We start from the raw sequence: 16,661 nt of genomic DNA, 5'->3' as shown, positions 1-16,661 counted from the left end.
CCGGCCGCCAGCGCGTCGCACAGCGCGCACTCCCCGGCCGCCGGCGTCAGCGCGGTGACATCGCGGCTGAGGTCAGCCGGCGAGCGGTCGTGCCCGGCGGCGGACTCCAGGGCGTCCGCGACGGCCGCCGCGAGCTTCGCGTACCCGGCCGAGATGCCCAGCGGCGACGCCATGGACGCGTACTGCCAGGTGTGCAGGGGGCAGTAGCCTCCGGCCCGCGTGTGCCTCGCCTGGTCGTCCTCACGGGTGGCGAGCAGGAACTGGCGGTGCCGGAGCTGTTCCCCCAGGATCTCCTCCAGCCGCGTGCAGACGACGCAGCCGTGGCCGGGTGCCTGGCCGGGCAGGTCATCGCCGCGGGCGGCGGTGCTCGCCGCCGCAGGCTCATCTGCCTCATCTGCCTCATCTGCCTCAGCTGCGGCGGCGAGCACCGCGCGGAAACCATCGAGCCGCGAGCCGAGATCGTCAAGCGCGGCCAGGTCCTCCTCGGCCGGCGGCGTGCGCACGCAGTGCCGGAAGTGCCCGGCCGCCTCGTCGAGCCGCTTGGCGGCCTGGTCCGCCAGCCGGGCGGCCCAGTCGCGGGCCGCTTCGTGGAACCGCGCGCGCGCCCGCTCTTCGAACGCGGTGACCGCGGCGGTCAGCGCGCCGGCGAGCTGCTGCCCGATCTCCGGGTCGCCGGGCCCTGCCTTGCGGCGCGCGCGCCGCGGGGGCTGGGCAGAAACCGTCCATCCCGGCTCCCTGACCGCCAGGTCCGGGACGTCCCGCGCCGACCAGCCCGCCGGTTCCCTGCCGTCTTCCCCGCTGTCGAGCCCGGCGATCCGGGCACCTATCGCCCCCGGTGAGCGGGCCGTCTGGAGCAGGTCGCCGATCTCGCTCGCGGCCATGACCGTCAGCATCTCCTGCACCTCGCCGGCCCGCCGCTGCAGCCACTGGCCGGCCAGGTCCCGGCCGGCCCGTTCCAGCTGGGCCCGGCCGCCCGCGAGCAGGACGCCGGCCGGCCCGCCGTCTGGGCCGGCGGACAGCGCGTCCTCAAGCGCGGGGGCGAGTAGCTGGCGCAGGTCGGCCTGCCATGCCTGGCTTCTGGCGGCGAGCCGGCCCGGCAGGCTGGTGTCGATCAGGCCGGCGATCCGCGCGGCGATCCGGCCCTGCTCGGCGGCGAGTTCTGCCATCCGCGCGTCGAAGGCGGCCAGCACGCCGGGGACGCGCGGGCCGCTGCCTGGGTCCACGGCCAGCAGGCCGAGCCGCAGGTCCCGGCGCTGCGCGGCGACAAGCGCGGCTGCCCGGTCGGCGGCGTTGAGCAGGAAGAGCCGGGTCTTGTCCGTGGTCAGGAACTCTTCGAGCGGGGCGCGCAGGGCGGGCAGCCCGCTTGCCGACAGCCCGCCCTGGTCGCCGCGCACGACGGCGTCCAGCGCCCGCAGCGCGGACAGCGCGAACACGCGCGGCTCACCCATCCCCAGGTCCTCGCGCAGGCGGCGCCGCACGAAGTCCTGCACGTCGGCCGCGTCCCTGTCATCGACCAGGTCGCGCTTGTTGAGCACCAGGAACATCTTGCCCGCATGCCGGCGCGCCTCGGCGAGGAAGTCGGCCTCCGCCTCCGTCAGCGGCGAGTCGAAGCCGGTCACGAAGATCACCGCATCGGCCTGGGGAAGGAACTGCCTGGTGGTGGCCGTGCCGGTGGCAATGGCCGAGCCGACCCCCGGGGTGTCGACGAACTCGAACCCCAGCCGCAGGATCTCCGCGGGAACCTCTATCTCGACCGACGTCACCCGCATCTCGGCACGCCGCAGGCTCGACTGCGCCACGAATTCGGAAACGCCTGCGAGCGGCACTTCCACGGGCAGCACGGCCTGGTTGCGGCGCACCATCGCCTTGGGCCGGCTGCCGTACCGGACGGTGGTGATCACCGAGGTCATCGGCAGCGCGCCCATCGGCAGGTAGGCGCCGCCGAGCAGCGCGTTCATCAGCGTGCTCTTGCCCCGGCTGAACTGCCCCGCCACGGCGAGCGTGAAGCGGTCGGCGGCAAGCCGCGCAAGCAGTTCCCTGGCCTGGTCCGCGGCCTCCGCGTCGGCGCGCGAGCGCGCCAGGTGCAGCGCCGCCCGGACCATGTCGCCGAGCTCAAGCCGGCTGTCCTGGTAAGCCCGCAGCCCGGTGCCGGCCCGCTGCGTCACATGACCTCCCTGGCCCGATGGCCAGGGACCGTCAGCGCCCGTCGTGGCGGGCCGCGATTCCAGGGTGAGCCCCATCACCCGTTACGTCTTAATTCTGCCAGATGGGCGCAACGGCGCTGGGCTAAGATCGCTGACGGCGGAGGGACTCGCCGCAACCGCGCCAGTGCCAACGGTCCCTGTCGAGCAAGGGGCGTGGCATGTGCGGCATCGCCTGGACGGCTGCGGCGCGAGCAGCCGGCGCTGGGGTGGGCTGGCATCGGCCGGCGCGGACGGGCCGCTAGCGTGCCGGCCGCGACTCCGGTCCCGCGCGGGCCGACGCTGCCCGTGCTCTACACCGCGGCGGACCTGCTGACCGGGCCTGGCTGCCCGGTGTGCCGCTACGCCGGCGAGAGCAGCGACCGCTACCTGGCCTGGTTCGCGCTCGAAGCGCACGCGGACACGATGACCGTCACCCGGCTCTGCTCGTCGCTTGGCATGTGCTCGCGCCACACGCGCGGGCTGATCCGCCAGCCCGGAGCGGCGCGCCGGCTCACCGCTGTCTACCGCTACCTCGTGCGGGCGGCCAGGGACCGGCTGAGCGGCCAGCGGGGACAGCTTGCCAGCTGCCCGGCGTGCGAGCATGACGATGGCGCCTCGGGGCGGGCGCTGGAGACCCTGCTCGAGGGCCTGGCAGCCGACGGCCCGGTCCGCGACCGGTACCGCAAGCTCGGCGGGTTGTGCCTGCCCCATCTGCAGTCGGCGTCGGCGCGGGGAGGCCGGCAGGTCATCGCCTGGCTGGCGCAGGCGACCACGGCGGCTGTCGGCGCCGGCGCGGCGAGCTCAGGCTGGCTGGCGGGGACCGACCACGACGCGCGGCCGCGGGTCGCGCTGCTGCAGGCGGCGTCGCGGGCCGGCGTGCCGGCGGGCCCCGATGTGTGCCTCGCGTGCCTGGCAAGCGCCCGCGCGGAGCACGACTGCCTGGCGCGCATGGCCCGCTCCGATGGCCGTGGCGAGCCTGATCCCCGGCTGGTGCTGTGCGCCGGACATCTGGGCGACCTGATCGTCCTGGCGGGCCAGCGGGCCGCGGCCGCCCTGCTGACATGGCAGGCTGCCTCCCTGGTCGCCGGCCTGACCGGGCCGTCCGGGCGGCCCGGGCCGTCCGGGCGGCCCGGGCTATGGCGGGCGGGGAAGCCGGGCGGGCCTGCTGACTGGCTGCGGCCCTGGCGCGGCCGGGGCGGCCAGGGGGGCCGGGGCGGCCAGGGGGGGTGCGCCGTGTGCCTGTCCGCGGCGGCCGCCGCGCGGCAGGCCGTCGGCAACCTGCGCGCGCAGTTGGGAGCCGCCGATCCCGTCCCCGGCCGTCAGGTGCCGCTTATGCCGTTGTGCGTCCGGCACCTGCTTGGCCTGGCGGCAGCTGCCCCGCCGGCCGGGAAGATGGCCGTGCCCGCGGCCCTTGGGCACGCGAACGCGCTGATCGCGGAGCTGGACGAAGCGTTCGGCAAGGGAACCTGGGCGCGTCGCGACGAAGCCAGGGGCCAGGAGATGACCGCGTGGCGGCGGGCGGCGGCGTTCCTCGACGGGAGCGTGTTCTGCGGGCGGCCGCCGCACGAGACCTGACGCTGCCGCGCGAAAGTACCGTGGCGCCGGGCTGGCCAGGTATTGTGGATTTAGGCGGAGGGGCCCGCCGTAAATGCGGATGCCAACGGTCCCTGTCACGTGACAGGAGACGTAAGACCGCATGAGGCAAGTTATGGCACTGAGCCATGTCCGCAAATCCTACGACGGCAAGGTCGTCCTCGACGACGTCACGCTGGCGTTCTTGCCGGGCGCGAAGGTCGGTGTGGTCGGCCCGAACGGCACGGGCAAATCCACGCTGCTGAGGATGCTCGCGGGGCTGGAGCAGCCCGCCAACGGCGAAATCCACCGCATGCCCGGCTGTAGCGTCGGGCTGCTGGCGCAGGAGCCCGCGCTGGATGAGGGCAAGACGGTGCTCGGCAACGTCGAGAACGCGGTGACCGGGACAAGGGCGCTGCTTGACCGCTACGACGAGGTCGCCGCGAAGCTGGCCGCTGACTACTCCGACGACCTCCTCGACGAGCTGGGCCGACTGCAAGAGCAGCTGGACCGCCTGGACGCATGGGACCTGGACAGCCGGCTTGAGCAGGCCATGGACGCGCTGCGCTGCCCGCCGCCTGACGCCGCGGTGGCCGTGCTGTCGGGCGGGGAGCGGCGCCGGGTGGCGCTGTGCCGGCTGCTGCTGTCCCAGCCGGACGTGCTGCTGCTCGACGAGCCGACCAACCACCTGGACGCCGAGAGCGTGCTGTGGCTGGAACAGTACCTCGCCAAGTACCCCGGCACGGTGGTGGCGGTCACGCACGACCGGTACTTCCTGAACAACGTGGCCGGCTGGATCCTCGAGCTCGACCGCGGCCGCGCCTATCCGTACGAAGGGAACTACGCGACCTACCTGGAGACCAAGGCCGCCAGGATCAACGTCGAGGGGCGGCGGGATGCCAGGTTGCGCCGGCGGCTGGAGGACGAGCTGGAATGGGTGCGGTCCAGCCCGCGCGCGCGGCAGGCCAAGAGCCGCGCCCGGCTGGACAGGTATGAGCAGATGGCCGCCGAGGCGGCGTCTCGCCAGCGGCTTGACTTTGAGGAGATCCAGATCCCGCCCGGCCCCCGGCTTGGCAGCCTTGTGGTAGCGGCGGCCAATGTCACCAAGGGGTTCGGCGACGGCGTGCTGATCGGGGGCCTGAGCTTTTCCCTGCCGCCGAACGGCATCGTCGGTGTCATCGGCCCGAACGGCGTGGGCAAGACAACGCTGCTGAAGATGATCGTCGGCGAGGAACGGCCGGACGGCGGGGCGCTCCGGGTCGGCGAGACCGTGCGGGTCTCTTACACCGACCAGATGCGGGCAGGCATCGACCCGGTTAAGAGCGTGTGGGAGGTCATCTCGGGCGGCGAAGCGTACATTCAGGCCGGGCGGACCGAGATCCCAAGCCGCGCCTACGTGGCGGCGTTCGGGTTCAAGGGCCCCGACCAGCAAAAACCGGCCGGGCTGATGTCCGGCGGCGAGCGCGGCCGGATGAACCTGGCGCTGACGCTGAGGCAGGGCGGAAACCTGCTGCTCCTGGACGAGCCCGCCAACGACCTGGACACGGAGACTCTCGCATCGCTGGAGGAAGCGCTGCTTGAGTTCCCCGGCTGCGCGCTGATCACCAGCCACGACCGGTGGTTCCTCGACCGGGTGGCCACGCACATCCTGGCCTGGGAAGGCGGCGCGGACTGGTACTGGTTCGAGGGCAACTTCGACGCCTACGAGCAGAACAAGGCCGAGCGTCTCGGCGCCGAGGCCGCCCGCCCGCACCGGGTCGCCTACCGCAAGCTCACCCGCTAGCGAACGGGAGGAACCGCTGATGCATGAGGTCACCATGAATGGCAGTGGCCAGTTCCCGTCCCTGCTCTTCGCGGAAGCGCCGGGGGCCTGGGACGTCGGGGAGCCCGACGGGATTCCGTCGTCCGCGCGAGACCTGTACCTGGACCAGATCGTCACGGCGGTCGCGGGTGACCGGGAGGAACATGACCTGATCACGAGGGTCATGTTCGGCCATCTGCCTGACGTCGCGGCGGTGCGCTACCGCCAGGAGGTTTTCCAGGACCTGGAAGACCCCGCGCTGTTCGATGCTGTCGAGCGCTTCGCCGACGGCATGTCGCAGGCGCGCACCCACCTGCGTCAGCTGGCCAGGATGGACTACCGCTACCAGCAGGAGGGCTGGCTGCTTGACGCGGCGGCCATCTACTGCGCCGCGGTGCAGTCACTGGCCGCGCACCTGGCCGCGGCGACCGTGCGTTCCCGCGCCCTGCTGGCCTTCCGGGAGTACCTGGCCTCGTACGTGGCCTCGGCCGGGTTCACCGCGCTGGCGGGCGATACCAAGGCTCAGCAGGACACCCTCGGGGAAGTCCGCTACTGCACCCGCATCAGGGGCGACAGGGTCGACGTCAGCCGGTACTCAGATGAAGCCGACTACAGCGCCGTAGTGCTGAAGACCTTCGAGCGCTTCGCGCAGGGCGCGGTCAGGGATTACCGGGTCCACTACCGGACATGGCCGGGGATGAACCACATCACCGCGCAGATCCTCGACCTGGTGGCCAGGCTTTTCCCCGCGGAGTTCGCCGGGCTTGAGGAGTACTGCCGCGCCCATGCCGGGTTCATTGACGAGGGAGTCCGGCGCGCCGAGCAGGAGTTCCAGTTCTACCTGGCATATCTTGACTACATCAGGCCGCTTCGCGTCGCGGGGCTGTGCTTTTGCTATCCGGAGGTCTCCGCTGGTTCCAAGGAAGTCCTCGCAGCCGACACCTACGACCTGGCCCTGGCCAGCAAGCTCGTCGCCGGACGCAAGCCGGTGGTCACCAACGACTTTCGCCTGGAAGGCCGCGAGCGGGTCTTCGTCGTGACCGGGCCCAACCAGGGCGGGAAGACGACGTTTGCCCGGACCTTCGGCCAGCTCCACCACCTGGCCGGCACCGGCTGCCCGGTCCCTGGCAGCGCTGCCAGGCTGTTCCTCTTCGACCGCCTGTTCACCCATTTCGAAGTGGTGGAAGACCTCGCCAAGATGAGCGGAAAGCTGGAAGACGACCTGATCAGGGTCGGGGAGATCCTGCGGGCGGCCACCCCGCGCAGCATCATCGTCCTGAACGAGGCCTTCGCCTCCACGACCCTGTACGACGCTCGCTTCCTTGGCACGAAGCTGCTGACGAAGGTCATGGAGCTGGACGCCCTGTGCGTGTACATCACGTTCGTCGATGAGCTTGCCTCGCTCGGTGACCAGGTCGTCAGCATGATGAGCACGATCGTCCCCGAGGAGCCGGCGACGCGTACCTACAAGGTGGTCAGGAAGCCCGCCGACGGCCTGGCGTACGCGCTGGCCCTCGCCGAGAAATACGACCTCACCTACGCCCGGCTGCGCGACAGGCTCACGCCATGAAGGCCCATCTGCTCTACCAGGACCGGGACTTCGACTTCGCGGCCCCGTTGCCTCCCGGCCACCAGGACCTGACCCAGGACCTGGAGCTGACCACGCTGCTTGCGGCGATGGCCGCTGACGACAAGTTCCTGTGGGAGGTGGCCGGCAAGGTGCTGCTCGCCAGCTTGCCCGACGCGGACGCCATCTGCTACCGCCAGCGGATCCTGGCCGACTGCCTCGCCCATCCGCAGGTCATCAGGGAGATGTACGACATCGCGACCGCCGCCCTCCTGGACAAGAGGCGGCTGTGGGGAGGGTACGGCTCGAATTACCAGACTCCCTCGGGCAACCTCTCGGGGGCGGTCGGCCATCTGGAGGCGTACGTGGCCCGGCTGAGGCAGCTGCGAAAGATCGCCGACGACCACGCGGAGGAATTCCGCTCCGACGGGCTGCGGGCGCTGTTCGCCACGCTGCAGGGCGAACTGGACGACGAGTACTTCGAGGAGGTCAGCTACCACCTCAAGCAGCTGCGCTTCCGCGGCGGGGTGCTGATCAGCGCCGAGCTGGACAGGGACAACGGCGGGATGGGTTTCGTGCTGCGCGCCACCGGCGACGGCCGCCGCCGGTGGCGGCAGCGGCTGGGGATAGGGCAGCGCTCCACCTACTCCTTCACGCTCGCGCCCCGCGACGAGGCCGGCGCCCAGATACTGGCCGACCTCACCAGCCGGGGCATGAACCTGGTCGCCAACGCGGCCGCCCAGTCCGCGGACCACATCGACAGCTACTTCACCATGCTGCGGGGGGAGCTGGGCTTCTACGTCAGCTGCCTGAACCTCGCCGACCGGCTGGCGGCCAAAGGCGTACCGGTCACGACACCCGAGCCCGCGCAGTCGGCCTGGCCCGCGTTCTCGTGCACGGACCTGCGCGATGCCTGCCTTGAGCTCCAGTCGTCTGGGCCGGTCGTGGGCAACGACGTGCAGGGCGACGGGAAGCCGCTGGTCATCATCACCGGCGCCAACTCGGGCGGAAAATCGACGTTCCTGCGCAGCGTCGGCGTGGCTCAGCTCATGATGCAATGCGGGCTATTCGTCACTGCCGCGGCCTACCGCGCGGACGTGACCTGCGGGATCTTCACCCACTTCATCCGGGAGGAGGACTCGAGCATGACCAGCGGGCGGCTAGACGACGAGCTGCGCCGGATGAGCGCCATCGTCAGCCAGCTCAAGCCGCATTGCCTCATGCTGTTCAACGAGTCGTTCGCCGGGACCAACGAGCGCGAAGGATCCGAGATCGGCTACCAGGTCGTCCGCGCGCTCCTCGACGTCTCGGCCAAGGTGTTCTTCGTCAGCCACCGGTTCGACTTCGCCGACCGCTTCCGCCGCGAGCGCGACCGCGCCGTCCTGTTCCTGCGGGCAGAACGCCAGCCCGACGGGCGGCGGAACTACAAGCTCGCGGTCAAGGACCCGCTCCCGACCAGCTTCGGCGAAGACCTCTACTATCAGCTCGGCGGTTGGCTGGATGAGGACAAGGCCGCCATTCCCGCTGTCGGGGGAGCACCCCCGGACGGCCGCACCTCGTCCGGGGCGCGGTCATCCGATTTGCCGGGCTTACGGTAATTCGTCATTCGTCCCCATTGCCCGGCGGCTCCGGCCGCCGCAGCCCTGGGTTGGCGGCGGGGCCCCCGCCGCCAACCCTATTGATGGCGGGGCCCACACCGCCAATACCTATCGGGCCGACGGGACGAGACTGTCGGCTGTCTCGGTGGCAGCCGGAGACGGGGTATGCGAGGGCACGCTGCTCGCGCAGGTCAGTGGCAGCGCCGCCGTGCAACTGGCGCGACTGCCCTCGCGGCTGAGCGCAACGCCTACAGCGATCAGCGACAGGGAGATCACCACCCACAGCAGCAGCGCGATTTGGCCAGGCGCCAGGCGCAGGAGGGACCGGCGGGCAATGCTGTGGCGCGAGTGCCGCCGCCCGCGGCCCGGACCGCGGGGCACTCGTCGCGACCGGCTGCGAACAGCCTCACGCGGTGGCATCTGCTCGCCCTCGGCCAGCCGGCCGAAGGTATCAAGCAGCGCGGCCAGATCGGGATCGGTTTCTGTGAGCTCGCCGGTGATAGACGCCAGGGCGCGCTCTTCCCATGGGTTGAGGGTCACCGCCGCACCTGCCCTTCGGCGCGCGCGCCCGGGGGAACCGGTGGCAAAGACCATCCCGCACGCCGATGAGCGGGCAGGACAAAGTCAGCGACTCGCATTAGGCACCTCCACCTGTCATGCGTGTCCATACGCCAGGACGGTAGAGGCCATCACCCCGGATGAATTGCCGAGTCTACGCGAGCCTCATCGCGTGCTCATTCCACTATATGTTATTGTCGCCTGGCCATCGCCTCAGGACAGGCGGCCTATCGCCGGCCGCCCGCGCCGCGACGCCGCGGGGATGTGGATTAAGAGATCGCTTAATCCTGGCTCGCCCGTATCACCGTTACCGAGTTACAGTTGCGGGAACGCGTTCCGGCTGGAGGGATGTCTGAGATGAGCGCAGAGAGCGCGGAGGTGCTGGAGGTGCTGCGCGAGGTCTGGCGCAGCCAGGGTCAGACTGCCGCCGATCTCGACGACGAGGGCTGTGAGAAGTCCTGCAAGCGGATGACCGACGCCGGGGTCGGGTTCGAGGAGTTCGCCGGCGAGAATGACGCGGACCGCATTGAGGCGTGGCGCGGCAGGCTAGCGCGTGAGGGCAAGCTCAGCCGGTCGGGTGGCAGCGTCCGTGACCTTATCCTGGGACCGCGCGATTCAGTCTTGCGGCCCGAGGAGATTCACTGAGTGGAGTACCCAGGCACCGTCAGTGAGCTGACCGACGGCCTGCGGCGAGGTGGCTACCTGGCTGATCGCGGGCTCGCCACGACCCTGTTCGTGTCGCTCTCGCTGCACCGCCCCGTGCTGCTCGAGGGTGAGGTCGGCGTCGGCAAGACCGAGGTCGCGAAGGTGCTGGCGGGCAGCTACGGCCGCAAGCTGATCCGGCTGCAGTGCTACGAGGGCATCGACACCAACCAGGCGCTGTACGAGTGGGACTACGCCCGCCAGATGCTGCAGATCCGGGCCCTGTCCGAGCACGACCTGGCGTCTGAAGAGGCGGTGGACAGGCTGTTCGGCCCCAAGTTCCTGCTCCAGCGGCCGCTGCTCGAGGCCGTTCAGGCTGGCGACAGGGCGGTCCTGCTGATCGACGAGGTCGACCGGGCCGACGACGAGTTCGAGGCGTTCCTGCTCGAGGTGCTGTCGGACTTCCAGATCAGCATTCCGGAGATCGGCACGATCACGGCGCAATCCCGGCCCGCGGTGATCCTCACCTCCAACCGGACCAGGGAGCTGCACGACGCGCTGCGCCGGCGCTGCCTGTACCACTGGATCGGGTACCCCACGGCCGAACGCGAGGTGGAGATCGTCCTCGTCCGCGAGCCCGGCGCCGCCGAGGCGCTGACCAGGAAGGTCGTGCGCGCCGTGCACCGGCTGCGGGAGCTGGACCTGGCCAAGCCCCCCGGGGTGGCCGAGACCATCGACTGGGTACGCACCCTGGGCTTCCTCGGCGAGACCGAGCTCACCCCGCAGGCGGCCGACGACACTCTCGGGGCGGTCGTCAAGGACAGGGACGACCTTGAGCTCGTCCGCGAGAACCTCGCGGAGATCACCTCCGGTGCCTGACCGGGCCCCGTTCGCCGGCGTCCTCGTTGGCTTCGCGCGCGAGCTTCGCGCCGCCGGCCTGACGGTCGGCACCGGTGACGTGCTGACGTACTGTTCGGCCATGGCGCCGCTTGATCCCGCGGACCTGGTGGACCTGTACTGGGCCGGGCGGGCCACGCTGGTCAGCCGCAAGGACGACATCGCGGCGTACGACCGGGTGTTCCGGCGGTTCTTCCTCGACGAAGGCGCGCCCGGCGCCACGCAGCTGTTGCTGCCCGCCACCGCGGTGGCCGAGGCCGAGGCGGCCCTGGTGGTGCCCGGGGTTGAGCCCGGTCCCGCGGCGGACGAAGAAAAGCCGGTCCTCGGCTGGATGGCATCGGACGTGGACGCGCTCAAGCACAGGACGTTCCCCGCGTGCACGCCGGCGGAGCTCGCCGCGCTGCGGCGGATCATGGCCAGGATCAAGCTGACCCCGCCGCGCCGCCGCACGCGCAGGACCAGGCCCGGCGCGTCCGGCCGCGCCCCGGACATGCGCAAGACGATCAGGGAGTCGATGCGCATGCACGGGGAGCCCGCCGGGCTTTTCTTCCGCCAGCGCAAGACCCGGCTGCGGCCGCTGATCCTTGTGCTCGACATCTCCGGCTCGATGGCCGACTACTCACGGCATCTGCTCCAGTTCGCGTACTCCGCGCGGCGCGCGGCCGCCCGGGTCGAGGTGTTCTGCTTCGGCACCAGGCTCACCCGCATCACGAAAGCGCTGCAGCACAGGCAGCCCGATACCGCGCTCGAGCAGGCAGCCCGGGCGGTCGTGGACTGGGACGGCGGCACCAGGATCGGGGAGTCGCTAGACACGTTCGTGCGGCGGTGGGGCCGCAACGGGCTGTGCCGGGGCGGGGTGGTGATCATCTGCTCGGACGGACTCGACCGCGGGGATCCCGAGCTGCTCGCCGCGGCCATGGAACGGCTGTCCCGGCTGTGCTACCGGATCGTCTGGCTGAACCCGCACAAGGGCGATAACGCGCATTTCCGGCCGAGCACGGTGGGCATGATCGTGGCGGCGCCGCACATCGACCTCTTGCTTTCCGGTCACGACCTGGCCAGCCTGCAACAGCTCGCGGACATGCTGCCCGCGCTGAACTGAGCCGGCCGCGGCGGCGTCGCCGGCGCTCAGAAGACGAACGGGATCAGCATCTTCGTTGAGCGCTTGTAGTCCGGATACTCGTCGGGGAAGAGCCTGGCCATGTTGCGCTCTTCGACGGTGGCGCTGAAGATGAAGTACCCGCCGAGCACGAGGACCGCGACCAGCCAGTACAGGCTGACCGCCACCGTGGTGCCGACCATCGCGAGGATGATGCCTGAGTAAATGGGATGCCGGACCCTGCGGTACGGGCCGGTCCTGACCAGTTCCGGCTCCTCCTTTTCAGACATTGGCGCCCCCCAGTTCTGGCCGAGGTAGACCCTGGCCCACACGGCCAGTCCCAGCCCCAGCACGAAAAGGGCGAGGCCGATGCCCTGCAGCCACGGATCGATCGTGACCTCGTGCCCGCTGAACAACTTCAGCCTCACCACGAGCACGAGAATCAGGATGAGCACCACCCGGACGCCGGCCCACCGGGTCCAGTTGCTCCGCCCCGGCTTGACGCCGACGGCCGACCCGAGCCAGTAGACCCAGAAGGCAACCCAGCCGGCGAGGAAGATGTAGTCGACGACGTGCACTGCGGGAGCCTCCTCACTGCCTGGGCCCGCCGGGGATCCGGCCGACGGCCGACGGTACCGGAGCTACGCTACGGGACGAGGCCGCGGCGGCGCGTCAGCCCGTAGGTGGATACCCGGCTGCCAGCCGGTTGGGCATGATAGTGACAGCGGGACGCGTCGTCGGGCACCGCGATGAGGAGGCGGCTGTGCGGTGGAGTGTCGGCATCGAGGCCGAGGGGGACCGGGTCCTGTCGGCTGCGGACGTGGTCGAGCTCGCGGACGCGGTCGCCGGCAGCAACGGGATCGCCACCGGGATCGGCACGACCAGGTACGGCGCCCAGCTCGTGGTCGAGGCGGACACCCGCGACGACGCGATCGGCAAGGCCACCGCGGCCTTCCTGTCCGCCGCCAGGACCGCCGGGCTGCCTGCCGCCCCGATCGTGCGGACCGAGGCGATCAGCGAGGCCGACGAGTACGGCGATCTCGATGAGCACGGCGAGCCGAAGTGATCCGGCTCGGCTCGCTCGCGGGCTATCCGTTCGAGGGACCGCGGCTGCTCGGCGGCTGGACCGCGCCGCGGTCCGCCGCCGTGTACGCGATCTGCTACAAGCCGGCTCCCGACACCAAGCCCGAGCAGTACGCGGTCATCTACGTGGGCCACGCCGACGACCTGTCCACCGAGCGCTTCCCCTTCAAGCACCCCCGCTCGCCGTGCTGGATCAAGCGCGCCGGGTCCAAGTGGAAGGTGTACGTCTGCACCTACGAGGTGCCCGGCGGAACCCGGTCGCACCGCGAGCAGATAACCCGCGAGCTCATCGCGATCTACCGGCCGAGCTGCAACGAGGAGCGGTACGACCAGGCCTGGAAGGACGAGTGGATCGGCGAGTACTCCGCCCCGACCACCGCCCCGGTCGCGCGCCGCGGCCCTGACCAGCGCCCGCGCGGCTAGTGTTGAGCCTCTGACCGCAACCAGGCGATAGCCGAGGGATCGCCGCCACGAAGCGATCACCCGTGTCACCAGCCGTGCTCCAGCAGGCCACAGGTCTGTGCCCGGGCGAACCCCGCCTCGCTAATGAAAGCGAGATAAACAGTCAGGCGGGACACGCGCAATGATTTAGCGGGGCTCGAGTCGGCTCCGGCGCGGATGCTGCCGAAGTTGTGAAAGCAGGACAGCTACCGGATAATTACCGCTGTCAGTTGCCTGAAGGCGTTAGATCTGTCCATTCCGTCGACAGGGCAAAGGCTGAGCCTGGGTCTGCTCATGGGCGGGGGTGGGACGTGAGCGGGGAGTTTCCTGAGCGGCCCGGGGGACTGCTGTCCGGGTTTTCCGCAGGCGCCAGAGTCGCCGGTTACCGGCTTGAGGAGCAGGTCGGCGCGGGCGGGATGGCGGTGGTGTTCCGGGCTGTGGATGAGCGGCTGGGCCGGCGGGTTGCGCTGAAGATCCTGGCCCCGGCGCTGGCGTCGGACGAGGCATTCCGGCACCGGTTCATCCGGGAGTCCCGGGCCGCGGCCGCGGTTGATGATCCGCATATCATCCCGGTGCATGAGGCTGGCGAGGCCGACGGGGTGCTGTTCATCGCCATGCGATACGTGCCAGGCAGGGACGTCCGCGCCCTGCTGTACCGTGAGGGGCCGCTGCCGCCGGGCCGGGCGGCAGCTATCATCTCCCCGGTGGCATCGGCACTGGACGCCGCGCACGCCGCCGGACTAGTCCACCGCGACGTCAAGCCGGCGAACATGCTGCTGGACGTGCGGCCCGGCCGGCCTGATCACGTGTACCTGTCAGACTTCGGGCTCAGCAAGGGCGCGCTGTCCTCGGTCGGGCTGACCGGGACAGGGCAGGTCCTCGGCACCCCGGGCTACATCTCCCCGGAGCAGATCGAGGGCAAGCCGGCCGACGGGCGCGCCGACCAGTACGCGCTGGCCTGCGCGGCCTTTGAGATGCTCACCGGCGAGGCGCCGTTCCAGCGTGACGACCCCGCTGCGGTGATCTGGGCGCACCTGTCCGCGCCGCCGCCGCGGCTGACATCGCGCCGGCCGGACCTGGCGGCGGCCGCGGACCAGGTACTCGCCCGGGCACTGGCGAAAGATCCCGCAGAACGGTACGCGCATTGCGCGGACTTCGCCGAAGCGCTCCGCGAAGCGCTCGGCCTGCCGCCGTACGACTCCAGCCCGGGCGTCATCCCGCAACCGGACAAGCCGGCAGCGGATCACCCGGTAACCCAGGCTGCCTGGCCGGCCGAGGCAGCCGCAAGTCACGCCACCGTCACCATAACCGGCGCGCGAGCGGGAGGCCGGCCGGCGCCGGCCGCACGGGACGTCGGCGCGGGGGACGGGGCCGCCGGCTCCGAGGTGCTCGGCGCTGGTGAGCCGACCGCCAGGCCAGCGCCACCGAAGTCCATCGTGCATGCCGTAAGGATCATGTACGCGGGCGCCGCGCTGCCCGTGATCCTCGTCGTAGCTCTTTTGCTCATAGCACTGGCTGGCAAGTAATGGTGGCATTGGTGGTCATCTTGGGCGCCCTGATCGCTACGGGCCTGTGGCTCTGGATGGCGCGGGCTAACAAGGGCGGCCGGTCCTGGGCCCGGATTATCGCGACGGTGTTCTTCGCCATCCTGACGGCTGTCGAGTTGGCCGGCCTGATCTCGTTCCTCAAGGGGCCACGGTACTTCACCGTCTTCAACACCCTCACCTTGTCATTCCTCGCCGTGTACTGGCTGACTGGTCTTAGCGCAGTCGTCTTGCTATGGCAGCGGTCCTCCAGCGACTATTACACCGCGGCCGGTAGCTGGTCGAAGGCCATTCGCGTAGCAGCACAGAAGCCGCACGATCAACCCGCAGTGCGGGGAGTTACACACCCCGATTCGAACTGAGACTGGGTTCCCCGTGCGGTGAGCTTGGCCAGGTGGCGGACGTATACGGTGGCATCGACCGGATGGATCGAGGCCATGCCGAGCTGGTCCTGCAGCAGCACGAGCGCGATCAGGGCGCCGAAGTAGGCTCGCGCGGTCAGGTACCCCTGCCCGTCGCCGCGGGCGTCGGCCGCGGCGTCGATCAGGCGGCCGAGCCGGGTGGCGGCGTCATCGACGAACTCGACGAACCTGGTGTCACCGGCCAGCGACTGCCGTTCCCCGATGAGGATGGTCACTAGGTCCAGGTCTGCCCGGACGCCTGCTTACTTTTTGTCAACGCCGCATGTCCCCCGTTTCCGGCCGAGCGGTCTGGCGGCACGGAACGGCCATTCCTGAAGCGCATGCCGACGCTTTCGGCGGCCTTGACGACCTGCTGATGGACGATGACGATTGGTGCGGGGGGTTGACCCGGAGGAGGTCCGATGACGCAGCCGAACGAGGACCTGGTACAGGCGGCCAGCGCGGCTTTCGGCCGCGGCGACCTCAGCGCCCTGCAGGATCAGTTCTTCGACGCGGACATTGTCTGGCATGTCGCGGGCACGGGCCCGCTCGCCGGTGATTATGAAGGCGTGGCGCAGGTGATGGGGCTGCTCGGCAAGGTCTCCGCGCTGTCTGGTGGCACGTTCCAGCCGCAGTTGCAGAATGTCGAGGTCAGCGCTGACCAGACGGTCGCGCTCACCACGATCCGCGCCGAACGGGCGGGCAAGCAGCTCCAGCTCAACCTCACCCATGTCATCCATGCCGAGAACGGCAAGGCGACCGAGGTCTGGACCCAGTCATCCGATCCCGCCGCGGCAGCGGAGTTCTGGTCATAGCCACAGCAGCGCTCGCGGGGTGTACCTGAGCACGGGCTGGCCAGGCTGCGAGCGCGCGGCCTGGCTTTGTTCCCCGGGCTAGTCAGTACCGGCGACGGCCCCGTTCCAGCCCGGTCAGGCGCAGCAGGAGCAGCAGCACCCAGGCGCCGATGACCGACCCGATGAGCCCGACGGGGTGGAAGCTGTGAACGCTTGCCGAGTGGTACTCGACCAGGTTCTGCAGGAATCCGCCGACGAAGGAGCCGGCGATGCCGAGAACGATGGTGCCGAAGATTCCGAGTGAGTCGCGGCCGGGCATGAGCAGGCGCGCGATCGCGCCGACGATGAGCCCGACAATCAGCAGCACGATGATGAAGACGACCATGCGGATAACACTCCCATGTCTTCCCCGGGTTATGCCTGCTGGCGAGGATATAGCCGATGGGGGAGCCATTCGGCCCGGCCCGTCCGGTGATTCCAT

Annotated in this window: 17 protein-coding genes; 12 read left to right on the top strand and 5 right to left on the bottom strand. The window is 70.3% G+C overall.

The annotated features are described in order from the left end of the window. A partial coding sequence (locus Q1N79_RS03200; RefSeq protein WP_300604098.1) for a dynamin family protein occupies positions 1 to 2,165 on the bottom strand: 2,165 nt, incomplete at its 3' end. Positions 2,166 to 2,357: 192 nt separating this feature from the next. Between Q1N79_RS03200 and Q1N79_RS03195 the strand changes: the two genes are divergently transcribed. From Q1N79_RS03195 to Q1N79_RS03180, 4 genes are all read left to right on the top strand, one after another. After that, the gene (locus tag Q1N79_RS03195; protein WP_300604095.1) at positions 2,358 to 3,758 is read left to right on the top strand and encodes a hypothetical protein; all 1,401 of its coding nucleotides are present in this window, start codon (positions 2,358 to 2,360) and stop codon (positions 3,756 to 3,758) included. Positions 3,759 to 3,891: 133 nt separating this feature from the next. Continuing rightward, positions 3,892 to 5,538, top strand: coding sequence for an energy-dependent translational throttle protein EttA (ettA, locus tag Q1N79_RS03190; protein ID WP_300604093.1), 1,647 nt, complete (start codon positions 3,892 to 3,894; stop codon positions 5,536 to 5,538). Between the two features lie 19 nt (positions 5,539 to 5,557). Further along, complete coding sequence (locus Q1N79_RS03185) at positions 5,558 to 7,126, top strand: hypothetical protein (RefSeq protein ID WP_300604091.1); 1,569 nt, start codon at positions 5,558 to 5,560, stop codon at positions 7,124 to 7,126. Then, the gene (locus Q1N79_RS03180) at positions 7,123 to 8,721 is read left to right on the top strand and encodes a hypothetical protein (RefSeq protein WP_300604088.1); all 1,599 of its coding nucleotides are present in this window, start codon (positions 7,123 to 7,125) and stop codon (positions 8,719 to 8,721) included. The genes Q1N79_RS03185 and Q1N79_RS03180 overlap by 4 nt, the downstream gene beginning before the upstream one ends. Positions 8,722 to 8,829: 108 nt before the next feature. On the opposite strand, the gene Q1N79_RS03175 is transcribed toward Q1N79_RS03180, so the two are convergent. After that, positions 8,830 to 9,261 carry a hypothetical protein gene (locus Q1N79_RS03175; protein WP_300604085.1) on the bottom strand — a complete coding sequence of 144 codons (432 nt, stop codon included), beginning with the start codon at positions 9,259 to 9,261 and terminating at the stop codon, positions 8,830 to 8,832. A gap of 375 nt (positions 9,262 to 9,636) precedes the next feature. On the opposite strand from Q1N79_RS03175, the gene Q1N79_RS03170 reads away from it, so the two are divergent. Genes Q1N79_RS03170 through Q1N79_RS03160 form a run of 3 tightly spaced genes read left to right on the top strand, consistent with a single transcriptional unit; the run spans position 9,637 to position 11,920 of the window. Further along, positions 9,637 to 9,924: a hypothetical protein gene (locus tag Q1N79_RS03170; RefSeq protein WP_300604083.1), complete on the top strand. Its 288-nt coding sequence runs from the start codon at positions 9,637 to 9,639 to the stop codon at positions 9,922 to 9,924. Next, the gene (locus Q1N79_RS03165) at positions 9,925 to 10,800 is read left to right on the top strand and encodes a MoxR family ATPase (RefSeq protein ID WP_300604082.1); all 876 of its coding nucleotides are present in this window, start codon (positions 9,925 to 9,927) and stop codon (positions 10,798 to 10,800) included. Beyond that, on the top strand, positions 10,793 to 11,920 hold the full coding sequence (locus Q1N79_RS03160; RefSeq protein WP_300604080.1) for a VWA domain-containing protein: 1,128 nt from the start codon (positions 10,793 to 10,795) through the stop codon (positions 11,918 to 11,920). The genes Q1N79_RS03165 and Q1N79_RS03160 overlap by 8 nt, the downstream gene beginning before the upstream one ends. 26 nt (positions 11,921 to 11,946) lie before the next feature. Here Q1N79_RS03160 and Q1N79_RS03155 read toward each other — a convergent pair whose 3' ends face one another. Then, positions 11,947 to 12,495, bottom strand: coding sequence for an isoprenylcysteine carboxylmethyltransferase family protein (locus Q1N79_RS03155; protein WP_300604079.1), 549 nt, complete (start codon positions 12,493 to 12,495; stop codon positions 11,947 to 11,949). A 134-nt stretch (positions 12,496 to 12,629) separates the two neighbouring features. Here Q1N79_RS03155 and Q1N79_RS03150 point away from each other — a divergent pair, with 134 nt between their 5' ends. The 4 genes from Q1N79_RS03150 (at position 12,630) to Q1N79_RS03135 (ending at position 15,347) form a co-directional block, all read left to right on the top strand. Then, entirely contained in the window at positions 12,630 to 12,983 is a 354-nt protein-coding gene (locus tag Q1N79_RS03150; RefSeq protein ID WP_300604077.1) for a hypothetical protein, read from the top strand. Next, positions 12,980 to 13,423: a hypothetical protein gene (locus Q1N79_RS03145; protein ID WP_300604074.1), complete on the top strand. Its 444-nt coding sequence runs from the start codon at positions 12,980 to 12,982 to the stop codon at positions 13,421 to 13,423. Before Q1N79_RS03150 ends, Q1N79_RS03145 begins: the two co-directional genes overlap by 4 nt. A 329-nt stretch (positions 13,424 to 13,752) precedes the next feature. Further along, positions 13,753 to 14,967, top strand: a complete 1,215-nt coding sequence (locus tag Q1N79_RS03140) for a serine/threonine-protein kinase (protein ID WP_300604071.1) — start codon at positions 13,753 to 13,755, stop codon at positions 14,965 to 14,967. 2 nt (positions 14,968 to 14,969) lie between these two features. Further along, a complete protein-coding gene (locus tag Q1N79_RS03135; RefSeq protein ID WP_300604068.1) occupies positions 14,970 to 15,347 on the top strand; it encodes a hypothetical protein in 378 nt (125 codons plus the stop codon). Here the strand turns inward: Q1N79_RS03135 and Q1N79_RS03130 are convergent. Continuing rightward, the gene (locus Q1N79_RS03130) at positions 15,305 to 15,622 is read right to left on the bottom strand and encodes a hypothetical protein (protein ID WP_300604064.1); all 318 of its coding nucleotides are present in this window, start codon (positions 15,620 to 15,622) and stop codon (positions 15,305 to 15,307) included. The genes Q1N79_RS03135 and Q1N79_RS03130 overlap by 43 nt on opposite strands. A 186-nt stretch (positions 15,623 to 15,808) precedes the next feature. Here Q1N79_RS03130 and Q1N79_RS03125 point away from each other — a divergent pair, with 186 nt between their 5' ends. Beyond that, on the top strand, positions 15,809 to 16,201 hold the full coding sequence (locus Q1N79_RS03125; RefSeq protein WP_300604061.1) for a nuclear transport factor 2 family protein: 393 nt from the start codon (positions 15,809 to 15,811) through the stop codon (positions 16,199 to 16,201). Positions 16,202 to 16,283: 82 nt separating this feature from the next. On the opposite strand, the gene Q1N79_RS03120 is transcribed toward Q1N79_RS03125, so the two are convergent. Beyond that, positions 16,284 to 16,565, bottom strand: coding sequence for a GlsB/YeaQ/YmgE family stress response membrane protein (locus Q1N79_RS03120; RefSeq protein WP_300604058.1), 282 nt, complete (start codon positions 16,563 to 16,565; stop codon positions 16,284 to 16,286). Positions 16,566 to 16,661: the final 96 nt, after the last annotated feature.

Origin of the sequence: Trebonia sp. (assembly GCF_030042015.1) — a bacterium.
Classification (GTDB): domain Bacteria; phylum Actinomycetota; class Actinomycetes; order Streptosporangiales; family Streptosporangiaceae; genus Trebonia.
This window is presented reverse-complemented; position numbering and strand designations above follow the sequence as displayed.

Excerpts from the sequence above, each read along its gene's own strand:
- Q1N79_RS03125 (WP_300604061.1), top strand. The coding sequence starts at position 15,809 with ATGACGCAGCCGAACGAGGACCTGGTACAGGCGGCCAGCGCGGCTTTC.
- Q1N79_RS03150 (WP_300604077.1), top strand. The coding sequence starts at position 12,630 with ATGATAGTGACAGCGGGACGCGTCGTCGGGCACCGCGATGAGGAGGCG.
- Q1N79_RS03185 (WP_300604091.1), top strand. The coding sequence starts at position 5,558 with ATGCATGAGGTCACCATGAATGGCAGTGGCCAGTTCCCGTCCCTGCTC.
- Q1N79_RS03180 (WP_300604088.1), top strand. The coding sequence starts at position 7,123 with ATGAAGGCCCATCTGCTCTACCAGGACCGGGACTTCGACTTCGCGGCC.
- Q1N79_RS03120 (WP_300604058.1), bottom strand. The coding sequence starts at position 16,565 with ATGGTCGTCTTCATCATCGTGCTGCTGATTGTCGGGCTCATCGTCGGC.
- Q1N79_RS03170 (WP_300604083.1), top strand. The coding sequence starts at position 9,637 with ATGAGCGCAGAGAGCGCGGAGGTGCTGGAGGTGCTGCGCGAGGTCTGG.
- ettA (WP_300604093.1), top strand. The coding sequence starts at position 3,892 with ATGGCACTGAGCCATGTCCGCAAATCCTACGACGGCAAGGTCGTCCTC.